Annotated in this window: 13 protein-coding genes and 1 pseudogene; 7 read left to right on the top strand and 7 right to left on the bottom strand. The window is 70.7% G+C overall.

The features are described 5' to 3' along the window. The first annotated feature begins 23 nt into the window (after positions 1-23). Complete coding sequence (locus OG352_RS12595) at positions 24-416, top strand: hypothetical protein (protein WP_329216774.1); 393 nt, start codon at positions 24-26, stop codon at positions 414-416. A 40-nt stretch (positions 417-456) separates the two neighbouring features. On the opposite strand, the gene OG352_RS12590 is transcribed toward OG352_RS12595, so the two are convergent. Next, positions 457-1,134 (bottom strand): O-methyltransferase, encoded by a 678-nt coding sequence (locus OG352_RS12590; RefSeq protein ID WP_329216773.1) that lies wholly within the window; start codon positions 1,132-1,134, stop codon positions 457-459. A gap of 80 nt (positions 1,135-1,214) precedes the next feature. Beyond that, positions 1,215-2,663 (bottom strand): DUF2330 domain-containing protein, encoded by a 1,449-nt coding sequence (locus tag OG352_RS12585; protein WP_329216772.1) that lies wholly within the window; start codon positions 2,661-2,663, stop codon positions 1,215-1,217. Between the two features lie 298 nt (positions 2,664-2,961). On the opposite strand from OG352_RS12585, the gene OG352_RS12580 reads away from it, so the two are divergent. Then, entirely contained in the window at positions 2,962-5,085 is a 2,124-nt protein-coding gene (locus OG352_RS12580) for a bifunctional glycosyltransferase 87/phosphatase PAP2 family protein (RefSeq protein WP_329216770.1), read from the top strand. A 44-nt stretch (positions 5,086-5,129) separates the two neighbouring features. Here the strand turns inward: OG352_RS12580 and OG352_RS12575 are convergent, their stop codons facing one another. Beyond that, a complete protein-coding gene (locus tag OG352_RS12575; protein WP_329216768.1) occupies positions 5,130-6,251 on the bottom strand; it encodes an acyltransferase family protein in 1,122 nt (373 codons plus the stop codon). A gap of 189 nt (positions 6,252-6,440) precedes the next feature. On the opposite strand from OG352_RS12575, the pseudogene OG352_RS12570 reads away from it, so the two are divergent. Next, positions 6,441-6,740, top strand: a pseudogene (locus OG352_RS12570) (hypothetical protein); the annotation flags it as partial. Positions 6,741-7,317: 577 nt separating this feature from the next. Here OG352_RS12570 and OG352_RS12565 read toward each other — a convergent pair. Together OG352_RS12565 and OG352_RS12560 are read right to left on the bottom strand one after the other, a co-directional pair. Then, positions 7,318-7,563 (bottom strand): DUF7848 domain-containing protein, encoded by a 246-nt coding sequence (locus OG352_RS12565; protein WP_004000830.1) that lies wholly within the window; start codon positions 7,561-7,563, stop codon positions 7,318-7,320. Beyond that, complete coding sequence (locus tag OG352_RS12560) at positions 7,551-7,802, bottom strand: hypothetical protein (RefSeq protein WP_329216767.1); 252 nt, start codon at positions 7,800-7,802, stop codon at positions 7,551-7,553. Before OG352_RS12560 ends, OG352_RS12565 begins: the two co-directional genes overlap by 13 nt. Before the next feature lie 273 nt (positions 7,803-8,075). On the opposite strand from OG352_RS12560, the gene OG352_RS12555 reads away from it, so the two are divergent. The 3 genes from OG352_RS12555 to OG352_RS12545 all read left to right on the top strand — a co-directional run bounded on the left by OG352_RS12555 (position 8,076) and on the right by OG352_RS12545 (position 9,558). Then, on the top strand, positions 8,076-8,795 hold the full coding sequence (locus OG352_RS12555; RefSeq protein ID WP_329223804.1) for an XRE family transcriptional regulator: 720 nt from the start codon (positions 8,076-8,078) through the stop codon (positions 8,793-8,795). Positions 8,796-8,797: 2 nt separating this feature from the next. Beyond that, positions 8,798-9,268 (top strand): NUDIX domain-containing protein, encoded by a 471-nt coding sequence (locus tag OG352_RS12550; protein WP_329216765.1) that lies wholly within the window; start codon positions 8,798-8,800, stop codon positions 9,266-9,268. Positions 9,269-9,396: 128 nt separating this feature from the next. Continuing rightward, complete coding sequence (locus OG352_RS12545) at positions 9,397-9,558, top strand: DUF397 domain-containing protein (protein WP_329216763.1); 162 nt, start codon at positions 9,397-9,399, stop codon at positions 9,556-9,558. On the opposite strand, the gene OG352_RS12540 is transcribed toward OG352_RS12545, so the two are convergent. Then, positions 9,542-10,711, bottom strand: coding sequence for a steroid 3-ketoacyl-CoA thiolase (locus OG352_RS12540; protein ID WP_329216761.1), 1,170 nt, complete (start codon positions 10,709-10,711; stop codon positions 9,542-9,544). The genes OG352_RS12545 and OG352_RS12540 overlap by 17 nt on opposite strands. A gap of 183 nt (positions 10,712-10,894) precedes the next feature. Here OG352_RS12540 and OG352_RS12535 point away from each other — a divergent pair, with 183 nt between their 5' ends. Further along, a complete protein-coding gene (locus tag OG352_RS12535) occupies positions 10,895-12,139 on the top strand; it encodes a cytochrome P450 (protein WP_329216760.1) in 1,245 nt (414 codons plus the stop codon). A 201-nt stretch (positions 12,140-12,340) separates the two neighbouring features. Here OG352_RS12535 and OG352_RS12530 read toward each other — a convergent pair whose 3' ends face one another. After that, positions 12,341-13,078 (bottom strand): YoaK family protein, encoded by a 738-nt coding sequence (locus OG352_RS12530; RefSeq protein ID WP_329216758.1) that lies wholly within the window; start codon positions 13,076-13,078, stop codon positions 12,341-12,343. Between the last annotated feature and the right edge of the window lie 101 nt (positions 13,079-13,179).

The raw sequence follows: 13,179 nt of genomic DNA, 5'->3' as shown, positions 1-13,179 counted from the left end.
AAGACACCTCAAGGGGAGCGCACGTGCTCGAACTGACCATGGCCACCGTCTCCGGGACGGAAGAAGGCGCCACGGCCGGCATGCTGATGGCCGACTCGCCCAGTGACCCGGGCGCCGTGCTGCGGGTGGGCCGGGACAAGTCCGTGTGCCGCCTCGCGACCCCGGACGACTGGCTGTTCGTCTCCCGCGTGCACCTGGAGTTCCTGTGCGGGCCCGAGGGCACCTGGCAGGTGTCCTGGCTGCGCGGCTCGCAGGACGAGCCGTCCTCCGAGGTGCGGCTGGTGAGCGGGGCGTACGCGCAGCCGCTCGTCTACGGCGGGAGCGTGCCGCTGGCGCGCGGCGGCTCCGGCGAGATCATCGTCCTCGACCGCACCGGGCCGCGCAGCGTCAACGTGGGCTTCTATCACGAAATGTGACAGTCGCCGGGGTGAGTGTCACATTTCCTCGCGGAGGCTGCTACGCCAGGACGCGTGCCAGCGCGAAACCGTCGTAGCCCTTCGCCCCCACCGTCTGGATCGCCGTGCCGCTCAACCTCGGGTGCGCGGCGATCAGTTCGACGGCGGCGCGGGTGCCGAGCACGTCCCCCGCGTCGCTGTCCGCGTCGACGACCCGGCCGCCCCGTACGACGTTGTCGACGACGATCAGACTGCCCACGCTCGTGAGCTTCAGCGCCCACTCCAGGTAGTGGGGGTTGTTGGCCTTGTCGGCGTCGATGAAGACGAGGTCGAACGGGGGCGGGTTCTCGTCGGCCAGCAGCGGCAGCGACTCCAGGGCCGCCCCGACCCGCACCTCGACCACCTTGTCGAGGCCGGCGCGGGCGATGTTGCGGACGGCGACCTCCGCGTGCCGGGGGTCGTACTCCAGGGAGATCAGCCGGCCGTCGGCGGGGAGCGCGCGGGCCATCCAGATCGTGCTGTAACCGCCGAGCGTGCCGATCTCCAGGATCGCCCGGGCGCCCTGGATCTCGGCGAACAACTGGAGCAGCTTGCCCTGGTTCGCCGTGACGCTGATGGCCGGCAGTCCGGCGGCCTCGCTGTCGCGCAGCGCGGCCGCCGTCACCTCGTCGTCCGGGGAGAGCTGGTCGGTGAAGTAGGCGTCGACGGCGTCCCAGACCTGCGACTCGGACTCGCTCATGCGTTCTGCCTCTCGTGTGCCTGACGTACGGGATAGGGGCGGCATTTCTCGTTAGGAATGCTAACGACAACGGTAGGAATTCAGCCGTTCGGCGCACGGGGCGCGACGGCGCGTTGGGCGGGGGATGCGGAGGTGGGCGCGGAGGGGGGTGCGGAGGGCGCGGCGGGTGTCCGGGGCGGAACGGGGGGTGTCCGGGGTGGGGCGGACGGCTTCGGCGGCGTCGGCGGCGCCGAGGGCCCTGGTGGCGCCGAGGGCCCTGGTTGCACCGAGGGCCCTGGTTGCACCGAGAGCCCCGGTTGCGCCGAGGGCACCGGTGGCACCCGGGGCGTGTGGGGCGTGTGGGGCGTGTGGGGCGTGTGCGGCGCGGGGGACCCGGCATGGCGAGGTCCCGACAGGCTCGCGCGCCGGGCCCGTCCCCAGCGCACGCCCAGGACGACCGCGGCCGTGTTCAGGACGGCCAGCCCGCCGACCACCGTCAGCAGCCACACCGGGATCCCGGCCACCGAGAGCAGCCGGTCCTCGTAGACGACCTGCCGGAAGGCGGTGTCGGTCCGGGCCCGGCGCAGTTCGTGGTCCCCGGAGATGTCCGAGGGCCGCGGGAACTCCTGGGCGACGGCCGTCAGGAACGGGGTGTCCGGCATGCCCTTCGCCAGCTCGGCCAGCGGCCCCGTCGTCGTCCCGAGCGGCCCCGCGAAGGTCACCCGGGGCCGCTCGCCGCCGATCCGGGAGGCCGGTTCCATGCGGTGGGCGGCGAGGACGTACAGGCCCAGCGACTGCGGCGACGCCGCCAGCCGGGCCAGCCGCATCGGGTAGACGAGGCTGTCGGCGGCGAAGCTGAGGTGCAGCGGTTCGAGCTCGCCGCGCAGCGCGGTGCCGGTGTTCTCGGGGGCCAGCCGGACCGCCACGTACTCCCAGCGCCGGTCGACGTACGGCTGGAGGGCGGTCTTGAGGCGGGCGGGGAGGGCGAAGTCGTTGGTGCGCAGCCAGTCGGCCAGGGCGTCCGGGTCGGTGGCGGTGAGCCGGGCCACGTCGAACGGGCCGAGCCGTTCGCGCCCGATCACGCCGACGCCGCCGGGCCCCGCGCCGGGCGGCGGCGGGGGCGCCATGTCGTCGCCGGTGGTCAGCGGCCAGTCGTCGTCCTGCGGCCAGAAGTGGCGGCGGGCGCGGTGCTCGGGGGCGGTCGCCCCGGCCAGTTGGTCGAAGAGCTCCGGGTCGCCGAGCCGCACGGTCGCCCGGTTCGGCACCGGCATGATCCAGGCGGCCCGCTCGGCGTCGCCGGCCACCGTCAGACGCATGACGATCTGCTCCTGCGCGCCGTCCCAGCGCACGACGGAGACCTCCCGGCCGACCGCGACCTGCCGCGCGTCGCCCGGGACCAGCGCGCCGCAGCCGCAGGCGTAGGCCGGCGCGACGAGCGAACCGAGCTGGATCGCCAGCAGCGCCAGGAGAACGGCCGCGACCCGCCCACGTAAACGTCTACGCAGACGCTGACGTAAACGTTTTCGCTGTCCCCGCAGGAAACAGACCATGCCTCGAATCCCCTTCGCCACTCTCCGCCGTGCGTGTGGTGGCAACGACGGTACGGCGGAAGGACGGGTTCCGTTCGCACCGTGATCCGATTCCCGCCCCGATCCGGCCGGGATCCGACCCCGCGGAGGCGGCCGTGCCTCAGGGCCACTATCGTCTTCCGGACAAAAGGAGAGCGGACGTCAGGTGAAGTGGGGGTGGCCTGCGTCTCTGTCCGGGGGAGGCGCGACCCTCGTAGGGTGCGCTAAGAAAACCCACGCGCGGCACGCGTGGGACGAACGGGGCGGAGGCCGACCAGGCGTGGCGAATGCGGAGCACAGCGGGCGGCCGGCGGAGGCCTTCGGGTCGACGGCGGCCGGCACGGCGAGGGCGCGGCTGCGCGCGGCCCGCCTCGGCCTCTGGCTGGTGGCGGCGGTCCTGGCCGTACGCCAGGTGGCCGTGGTCCTCGGCACCCCACGCGGAGAACGGCTGACAGACCTCGAGACGTGGGTCGGACCCAACGGCGTACTGCACGTCAACGGTTCGCTCTACGACTCCACGCAGTTCACGGGCACCCCCTTCGGCGGGCTCGTCCTCAAACCCCTCACCCGGGCGGCCGAACAGGCCCTCGGCTGGGGCTGGACCTTCGGCACCCTGCTGCTGGTCGCCGCCCTCGGCCTGGTCGTCGCCCGCGCCCTGCCGCAGCCGATCAGCAGACGGACGTCGCTGCTGGCCGCGCCGGTCGCGATCAGCCTGCTCATGCTGTCGCTGCCGGTGCGCAACACGCTCTGGCTCGGCCAGACCAGCATCATCCCCGTCCTCCTCGTCCTCCTCGGCTGCTTCGTCGCCCGGGACTGGCGGGCGGCCGGCGTCCTGATCGGCCTGGCCGCCGCCCTCCAGCCGACGGTGCTGCTCTTCGCCGCCCTGCTCTGGTTCACCGGGCGCCGCCGCGCCGCGGCCGCCACCGGCGCCACGTTCGCCGCGGGCACCGCGCTCGCCTGGGCGGCGATGCCGCACGACTCGTACACCTACTGGGTGCACCATGTGGCGGGCGTCGGCCTCGGCGGCGCGGCGGACGCGCTCGCCAACCAGTCCCTGCACGGCGCGCTGCTGCGCCTCGGCCTCGCCGGCCCGCTGGAGATCGGCCTGTTCCTGTCGCTGGGCGCGGCCGTGGCCGTCCTCGGCATCCGCCGGGCGGTCCGCTACGCCCGCGACGGCCAACTGCTGCTGGCGGTGGCCCTGACCGGCTGCGCGGCGATCGCGGTCTCCCCGACGACCTGGCAGCACCAGCTCCTGTGGGTGCTGCTGGCGGTCGTCGGCAGGGTCGGCAAGCGGGCGTCGGACCGCTACGTCTGGCCGGTCGCGGTGGTCCTGGTGATGACCCTCCCGGCGAAGATGATGCTGCCGAACATGCCGGCCCTGTACCCCCTGCGCGACAACGTGGTGCTGCTGGCCGCGATCGCCGCGGCGACGGTCGTCCCGTTCCTCCCGCGCACCTCCCCGTACTACCGGGCCCCGGTCCCGACGGAGTACGCGGCCCCCGTCCCGACACGCTGGAAGCACGTCCCGCTGCTCCCGTTCATGAAGCGAGTCCTGACCCGCCCGAACCTGCTGCTGGAACTCCTCCTCATCCGGGTCACGTACGCGGCCTACCAGCAGGTCAGGCTGGCGGCGACGGGCGGCTCGAACTCCGGCGGCCGGGTCCGGGCGGAGGCCAACGGCCAGCAGATCCTCGACCTCGAACGCTTCCTGCACATCGACATCGAGCACTGGGCCAACCACGCGGTGGTCAAGGTCGACTGGCTGCGCGACTTCTTCGACTTCTACTACGAGTCCTTCCACTTCGTGGTCCCGCTCACGCTCCTCGCGGTCCTGTACTGGCGCCGCCCGGTCGACTACCGCTGGGCCCGCGCCTCCCTGGGCTTCGCGACCCTGCTGGCCCTGGTCGGCTTCTGGCTCTACCCGCTGGCCCCGCCCCGCCTGATGCCGAACCTGGGCGTCATCGACACGGTCCACGGCGTCCAGGACTTCTCCAAGCCGGACTACGGCACCCTGACGGCCCTCACCAACCAGTACGCGGCGATGCCGTCCCTGCACTTCGGCTGGTCCCTGTGGTGCGGCCTCGTCATCGCGATCGTCGCCCCGAAGTGGTGGATGAAGGCCTTGGGCCTGCTCCACCCCTTCTTCACGGTCTCGGCGATCGTCGCAACGGGCAACCACTGGATCCTGGACGCGGCCGGCGGCGCTGTGGTGGTGGCGGGCGGCTTCGGCCTGTCGTACCTGTTCATGGGGCCACGGGCACGGTTCGCCACGGCGATGGCCACGGCTACGGTGATGGCGACGGGGGCGGCGACGGTGGCCGAGTCGGCACCGGTAACGGCACCGGCACCGGTTCCGGAAAGGGATACGTCAAAGGACCCGGAGAAGGACCCGGCGCCGAACTGATCACTTGTCGCCCTGGCCCTGGCCCCGGGCCTGGCCCCGGCCGTTCAGACCGCGGCGGACTGCCGCGCACCGTCCGGGGCGGGACGGCGACCCACGCGGCCTCGCAGCCACCGCTCGGCGGGACGTTCCACGCAGTGATAGGCGAGGGCGGCGAGAGCCAGGCTTGCGGCCAGTACTCCCGCCCAGAACACGAGCGTCTCGCCGCCCGGGGCGGGCTTGCCCCAGTGGAAGACGGCCGCGCGGATCACGATCTCGTGGATGAGATACCAGGCGAACGACCAGTGCCCCAGCCTGATCATCCAGGCCCCGCCCAGACCGGTGCGCCCGCCGTCCAGGTCGGCGCGGGCGGCGGCGCAGATCAGGGCCGCGAAGAGGGGCGCGGAGAGCAGTTGCGAGGCGGAGTAGGGGCTGTACCAGAGGGCGTCCGGCACCGCGTTCGACCAGGGGATCAGGGCGAGGTGCCAGGCGACGACGAGCCCGAGGGCCACCGGCAGCGACACGGGAGCCCGCCAGCCGCGCTTGAGCGCCAGGCCCGCGACCACACCGAGCGCGAACTGCAGGAACCGGGTCAGCGGCAGATAGTCGAGAGCCCAGGTGCGGTCGGTGGGCGACAGCCCGGACAAGGCGGGCCACAACACGAGGGTGGCGACGCTGACACCGACCGCCGTCCACCCCCAGACCCTGGAGCGCCGTCCCGCGAGCACCGCCAGCAGCACCGGGAAGGTCACATAGAACCAGGCCTCGTCACTGAGCGACCAGGCCGCCGGGTTGCCCCCGGTGAAGATGACAGGTTCCGGGAACCACGCGTGCACCAGCAACAACGTCGCGCCCACGGCCTTGAGCGACACGGCACGCCCCATGACGCCCCACACGGCGACAGACCCCACGACGCTGACGGCGAGCAACGGCCAGACACGAGCGAACCGCCGCCACAGGAAAACCCGGGCGGGGACGCCGGCACCGTCGTAGGTCCAGGCGAGCACAACCCCCGACAGCACGAAGAAGAATGTCACCCCACTACGCCCGTACCAGACGGCTTCACTGAGTCCCGGCACGGCCCCCACCTGCCGGGACAGGTGATACAGCACGACGAGCAGAGCCGCCCAGAAACGCAGCCCGGTCAGCGAGGGCAGCCGGTCGCGGCCGGGGGTGGGGATGGAGGTCAAAGCCGGTCCTTCGTCGTGCGGGAAGAGCGTCAAGGGACGACTGCGCCTGGTGATACTTCCTTGACGCAAGGTGAGAGGAGGGTTTGAATGCGGTTACTTGAATATTTTATGACTCTGGGGGCGGGGTTCTGTGCGGTTCGCACGGGGTGGGGCAAACACGGTCGGACGTCGTAGACGCGGCAGACATAGGGGAACGGGAGCGACGACGGCCGCGCCGGCAAGTGCGGTTCCTGGAACGGCTATTACTGCGGTCCGGGATACGTGCAGAAGCTGTACTTCGAGTTCTCGCCGGCGAGCCTGAAGGGCAAGAAGGTTCTCGACGCTACGTTCCGGGTGACCGAGCCGTGGGCGTTCCAGTGCGACCCGCGCTGGGTGGATCTGGTCCGCACGAACAACATCTCGTCCGCGACCACGTGGTCCTCGCGGCCGGCGGAGCTGGACCTGATGGTCGACCGGAGCGTCTCCGCCGGTCGTGGCTCGCTCTGCGCCGGCAGCAGCGGCCCTGACCATCGTCCGGGCAGCTCGACCAGCAGGTGAGCTGTTCAGAGTTTCTTTACTTGATCAAGGGCGCCCCGCTGACGCGGGCCGCCGCGCGCCGGCGGTCGGCGACCGCCGCCCGCTCCTGTCTGCCGCCCCGCTGGCGACGGCCGCCGACCGCTCGGCGCGCAGAGCCCGGGAGCGTAGGCCGGACTACCAATCGGAAGCCCCGGTCCGACCGCTCAGCAGCAGACTGACCGGGCACCTGAGAGGCCGCCCGGCGGGCTCGCGCCGTCCCGGACGCCCATGCTTGCTGCCTGGCTGGGGGCCGTGACGATGGAGATAACTGGGCTGATGCCGGTGCGGGGTTGAGCGAGACACACGTGGCGGGTGGTCGGTCGGCGCGCCCGCCGTCGTGGCTGACTTTCTGTGGCAGAGGCCAGAACCCCCACAGCCAAGAGCACGGCACGCACGGAGGGCCCGTCCCTGCCGGGGCTGATGAGGAGGGGGAGCCTCAATCGGATTCGCCCCGGCAGGGACGGGAGACGGGTGGGTCAGCGCGGTGCGGCGCCTGGGCGAGCGAGGCGGGTCACGTCTGGCGCCAGGTCCGCCAGGGGCGGGTGATGATCTCCCGGTAGGTGTGGTGGGACGGGTTCTGGCCGCAGTGCCGCAGGACCCAGTCCTGCGGTTCGGCGAAGTCCTCGCTTGTCGGCGAGGTCTCTCCGTCCACGGCGCACTGCATCGCGTAAAGGACCGGCTCCGCGTCCGGCTCGCGGTCGGGCTGGAGCGTCCAGGTCTCGTAGCGCAGGACCGAGCGCGGGGTCACCGTCCCCACCTCCGGTTGGCCACGGCCACCTTCGCGCTCAACTCCTCCGTCGGAGTCGGCGAACGTACGTCCTCGGGTGGCACGTCCCACTCCCGACCACCGCGCGGCGGCCGAAGCTGCACGTACGTCCCCACATGCCCCATCACCACGCCCACCTTGCCGCTCCGCCGGTCGACCACCAGGGCGCCGGCATCGGGCGAGACGGTGTGCCCGTCGGCATCAGGGGTGGGGGCCGTCATCGTGACCACCCCGGCGAGGCGGCGCGGGACCGGGCGTCCAGTCGCAGGGCGGGAACACGTGGGGTGGCACTCATTCGCACGGTGACGCTCCTCGGCGGCGTTGATGCGTGCCCTTGGGCCTGTTGGTGCCGCAGGGTCGGCACCGATCCTCACGCCGGTCACCGGGACGAAGGAACCTCCACCAAACCCCACTTCGGGACGTCCTGCACCGTGTAGAACGTCCCTAGTGCCGTCCTGAGACGAAGGGGGAGACTCGTGCCGAACGAGAGACTACGAGCCGTCATGGCGGCGGGAGGCTGGACGTACGCCGCACTCGCTCAGCAAGTCGAGGTCGACCCCAAGTCGGTCGAGCGCTGGGTGAACCTCGGGCGTATCCCACGTCGTGCCACCGCCCTCCAGGCGGCCAAGGCCCTGGGAGAAGACGTGCACGCACTCTGGCCGGCGCTCCGCCAGGCCCGCCCCGCCCGCGCCATCAGCCCCGAACTGGTCGCGCTCTACGAGCAGCGGGCCGACATCCCCGTCTCGACTTTCACCGACCTGATGGCCCAGGCCCGTGAACGGATCGACATCCTCGTCTACGCGGCCGTCTTCCTCCACGAGGCGTACCCGCGGCTGAACGAACTCCTCACCGAACGCGCTGCCGAAGGCTGCACCGTCCGCATCGCGATCGGGGACCCCGACAGCGACAACGTCCAAGCCCGCGGCCAGGAAGAGCGGTTCGGCCACGGCATCGAATCCCGCTGCCGCCTCGCGCTCATGCACTACAAGCCGCTCGCCGACACCCCCGGCATCGAAGTCCGCACCCACGGCACCACGCTCTACAACTCCCTCTACCGGGCCGACGACCAGCAACTCGTCAACGCACACGTCTGGGGCGTCAACGCCTACGCAGCCCCCGTGTGGCACCTTCGCCGACACCAGGAGAGCGGCATGTTCGACACCTACGCCGACAGCTTCGACGCCGTGTGGGCGACCGCAACCCCCGTACGAGAGGAAGACTGACCGTGGCCCGCACCGAGTACTACGACGACCCCAACGCGCCCAAGCCGAGCAGCATGGTCGTCGCCGCTTCCGCCGTCGTCACCGACGACCACGGGCGCATCCTCCTCCAGCGCCGCCGCGACAACGACCTGTGGGCCCTGCCCGGAGGCGGCATGGACCTCACCGACTCCCTGCCAGGCACAGCCGTCCGCGAGGTCAAAGAGGAGACCGGCCTCGACGTCGAGATCACCGGCCTGGTCGGCACCTACACCGACCCGAAACACATCATCGCCTACACCGACGGCGAGGTCCGGCGACAGTTCAACGTCTGCTTCACCGCCCGCATCACCGGCGGCCGGCTGGAGATTTCCGACGAGTCCACCGAGCTCCGGTTCGTGCCGCCGGAAGAGATCGAGCAGCTGCCGATGCACCACACCCAACGACTCAGGCTCCAACACTTCCTGGAACAGCGCGAAAAGCCGTACCTGGGCTGAACCGTCTGACGGCAGTAGCGACGGCAACAACCCCGCACAACCACGAACGCCCACGCACTTCACCGGACCAGCAAACTGCGCTTGACCTGCGAAAAAGCAGGTAGAGGGGTCCGCGTAGCACACGTACTATGTGCTGGCGGACGCCACGCCGGTCCTGGTGCACAACGTGTGCGGGCCGAGACCCCGCCGCCATCGCCACCCGTGACTCCAAGAACCCGGCGGGCCCGATGCTCACGCTCAAGCCCGCCGTGTTCTCCCGGTTCCTCGCCTGGACTACAGCCGCTGAATGATCGTCCCCGTAGCCAGCGCGCCCCCCGCGCACATGGTGATCAGGGCGAACTCCTTGTCCGTGCGTTCCAGTTCGTGCAGGGCCGTCGTGATGAGGCGGGCGCCTGTCGCTCCGACCGGGTGGCCCAGAGCGATGGCGCCGCCGTTGACGTTGACCTTGGTGAGGTCCTGGTCGAAGACCTTTGCCCAGCTCAACACCACTGAGGCGAAGGCCTCGTTGATCTCTACGACGTCTATGTCCTTCAGGGTCATGCCTGCTTTGCCCAGGACGGCGCGCGTCGCGTCTATCGGGCCGTCCAGGTGGTAGTGCGGGTTCGCTCCCACGAGTGCCTGGGCCACGATCCGCGCCCTCGGTTTCAGTTTCAGGGCGCGGGCCATCCGCTTCGACGACCACATGATCGCCGCGGCGCCGTCCGATATCTGGGACGAGTTGCCTGCCGTGTGGATCGCCTTCGGCATCACCGGCTTAAGGCCTGCCAGGGCCTCCGGTGAGGTGTCCCGTAGGCCCTCGTCGCGGTCCACCAGGCGCCACATGCCCTGGCCCGCCGCCTGTTCCTCCTCCGTCGTGGGGACCTGGACGGCGAAGGTCTCGCGTTTGAAGCGTTCCTCCGACCAGGCCGTCGCCGCGCGGGTCTGGGACAGCAGGCCCAGGGCGTCGACTTCCTCTCTCGTCAACTCCCTGTTGCGGGCGATGCGTTCGGCCGCCTCGAACTGGTTCGGGAGGTCTACGTTCCACTCCTCCGGGAACGGTTTTCCGGGGCCGTGCTTCGAGCCTGAGCCGAGAGGCACCCTCGACATGGCTTCCACGCCGCAGCTGATGCCGACGTCGATGACGCCCGCCGCGATCATGTTCGCCGCCATGTGGCTGGCCTGTTGCGAGGAGCCGCACTGGCAGTCGACCGTTGTCGCTGCCGTTTCGTACGGGAGGCCCATCGTCAGCCAGGCCGTCCTCGCGGGGTTCATGGACTGTTCGCCGGCGTGGGTCACCGTGCCGCCGACGATTTGCTCGACCGCGTCGGCTGGGATGCCGGTGCGGCCGAGGAGTTCGCGGTAGGTCTCGCCCAGGAGGTAGGCGGGGTGCAGGTTGGCCAGCGCGCCGCCGCGCTTGCCGATGGGGGTGCGGACTGCTTCCACGATCACGGGTTCGGCGGCCATGGGTGCGGATCCCTTCGGAACTAGTACGTGTTCTAGTTCTGCTCTGTGTAGTCTGCTTACGTGACGTGCGTCACCGCAAGGGTCTTGCAGCCTCGAGGGTCCTGAACTACCTTCACGGCATCTATTTCTGATGACTCGTCAGATACCGATGTAGCTAGCATCGTCAGATGGCTGGAGCCGCCGATGCCCTGTCCAGCGCTTCCCGACGGGTTCGACTTCACCGACCCCGACCTGCTGCAACACCACGTGCCTCTCCCGGAGTTCGCCGAGTCGCGGCGGGTCGAACCGGTCCGCTGGATCCCGCAGACGGGCAATGTCGCCGGGTTCCAGGACGAGGGGTACTGGGCGGTGACCCGGCACGCCGACGTCCGGTACGTCTCCACCCACCCCGAGATCTTTTCCTCCTACCTCAACACCGCGATCATCCGGTTCAACGAACACATCGAACGGGATTCGATCGACGCGCAGCGGCTGATCCTGCTCAACATGGATCCACCCGAGCACACGCGCGTGCGGCAGATCGTGCAGCGCGGGTTCACACCCCGGGCCATCCGGGCGTTGGAGGAGCGGCTGCGGGCGCGCGCCGTCGACATCGTCGAGCGGGCCCGCGAGAGCGGCGAGCGCGACGGGTCCTTCGACTTCGTCACCGCCGTCGCCTCGGAACTTCCCCTCCAGGCCATCGCCGAGCTGATCGGCATACCCCAGGAGGATCGCGCCAAGATCTTCGACTGGTCCAACAGGATGATCGCGTACGACGATCCCGAGTTCGCCGTCACCGCCGAGGTCGGTCAGCAGTCCGCCGCCGAGATCCTCGCGTACGCCATGAACGTCGCCGCCGAGCGCAAACAGTGTCCCGCCCACGACATCGTCAGCACGCTGGTGGCCGCCGAGAACGAGGGCAACCTCAGCTCCGACGAGTTCGGGTTCTTCGTGCTCATGCTCGCTGTCGCCGGGAACGAGACGACCCGCAACGCGACGACTCACGGGATGCACGCCTTCCTCACCCATCCCGAGCAGTGGGAGTTGTACAAGGCCCAGCGGCCCGGCACCGCCGCCGAGGAGATCGTGCGGTGGGCGACCCCCGTCGTGGCCTTCCAGCGGACCGCCACTCAGGACACCGAACTCGGCGGGAAGCTGATCAGGAAGGGGGACCGGGTCGGGATCTTCTACGCCTCCGCCAATCGTGATCCCGAGGTGTTCGACCGCCCCGACTCCTTCGACGTCACCCGGGATCCGAATCCGCACCTCGGGTTCGGCGGGGGCGGGCCGCACTTCTGTCTCGGCAAGTCGCTCGCCGTCCTCGAGATCAACCTCATCTTCAACGCGATCGCCGATGCCATGCCGGGGTTGCGGCTGGTGGGCGATCCGCGGCGGCTGCGGTCCGCCTGGATCAACGGGGTGAAGGAGTTGCAGGTCAGCACCGGGTGACGTCACCCGACGGGACAGTCATAGGGGATCGGCGACCAGCCCGGCGACCAGTTCGCCGACCAGTTCGCCGACCAGTTCGGTGGCGCGGCCAAGCAGGCGCAGGGCGGCTGAGTCCTCCTCGGCTGTCCCTGCCCTGGCTGCGCTTGGCCGTCCACGCCGTCCACGCCGTCCACGCCGTTCCGGCTCCTCGCCGCTCCGGCCTCACTCCCGTCCCGACACCGTCACCGCCAGAACCGCCGACATCACCGCCGCCAGCAGCAGGGGGGCCGCGATGTCGTGGTGGAGGACCAGTGCCGCGCCCAGGACCGCGCCCGTGAACATCGCGACGACGGCCGCCGCGCGGCGGGGTGAGCGGTGGCCGGAGCCGCCGCCCGCGCGGGAGTCGGAGGCCAGGCCGGTCAGGGTCATGGTCACGACGGTGGTCGTGGTGAGGTCGGGCACGGCCAGTTTGCGGACGGTCGCGTTGCGCAGGCCCATCGCGAAGGCGGTGAGGGCGATGACCGCGTAGATCCGGTGCCTGTCGTGCTCGGAGGTGGCGAAGGCCACGGCGGACGCCCCGGCGAGCAGGACCGCCTCGGCCGCCAACGTCACCCGGGCCGACTTGCGACGGGAGCCGTTGCCGGGGTGCCGGACCACCCGGCCGCCGCTCGCCGCGCCGGCCAGGAAGCAGGCCAGCGAGGTCGCCGTGTGCGGGACCGAGAAGCCGGGGGCGCCGACGGCCGCGAAGCCGAGTACCACCACGTTTCCGGTCATGTTGGCGGTGAAGACGTGGCCGAGCCCGAGGTAGCTGACCGCGTCGATCAGGCCGCTCACCACGGTCAGGGTGAGGAGGGTGGGGACCAGGCGCACTCCGCGCGCTTCCGGACCCTGAGGGTGATCGGGCGGGTGTTTGGACGGGGGCTCGGGCTGGCGTTCGGGCGGGGGCTCAGTGCCGGTCATCCGCCCAGTGCAGCACGGCAGGGTGACGAAACGCCGAAGGCGGCGGCCCCGGGGATCGGGGGCCGCCGCCTTCGGCGCGTATCGAGGCGCCAGAGGCGCGA

Source organism: Streptomyces sp. NBC_01485 (assembly GCF_036227125.1).
Classification (GTDB): Bacteria; Actinomycetota; Actinomycetes; order Streptomycetales; family Streptomycetaceae; genus Streptomyces.
Note: the sequence above shows the minus strand (reverse complement) of the source record. Positions and strands in the feature narration are given on the sequence as shown.

Bases quoted from the DNA above. Each gene is read 5' to 3' on its own strand.
- OG352_RS12590 (WP_329216773.1), bottom strand. From the start codon at position 1,134: ATGAGCGAGTCCGAGTCGCAGGTCTGGGACGCCGTCGACGCCTACTTC.
- OG352_RS12585 (WP_329216772.1), bottom strand. From the start codon at position 2,663: ATGGTCTGTTTCCTGCGGGGACAGCGAAAACGTTTACGTCAGCGTCTG.
- OG352_RS12555 (WP_329223804.1), top strand. From the start codon at position 8,076: ATGGCGGCGGGAGGCTGGACGTACGCCGCACTCGCTCAGCAAGTCGAG.
- OG352_RS12545 (WP_329216763.1), top strand. From the start codon at position 9,397: ATGTGCTGGCGGACGCCACGCCGGTCCTGGTGCACAACGTGTGCGGGC.
- OG352_RS12540 (WP_329216761.1), bottom strand. From the start codon at position 10,711: ATGGCCGCCGAACCCGTGATCGTGGAAGCAGTCCGCACCCCCATCGGC.
- OG352_RS12535 (WP_329216760.1), top strand. From the start codon at position 10,895: ATGCCCTGTCCAGCGCTTCCCGACGGGTTCGACTTCACCGACCCCGAC.
- OG352_RS12530 (WP_329216758.1), bottom strand. From the start codon at position 13,078: ATGACCGGCACTGAGCCCCCGCCCGAACGCCAGCCCGAGCCCCCGTCC.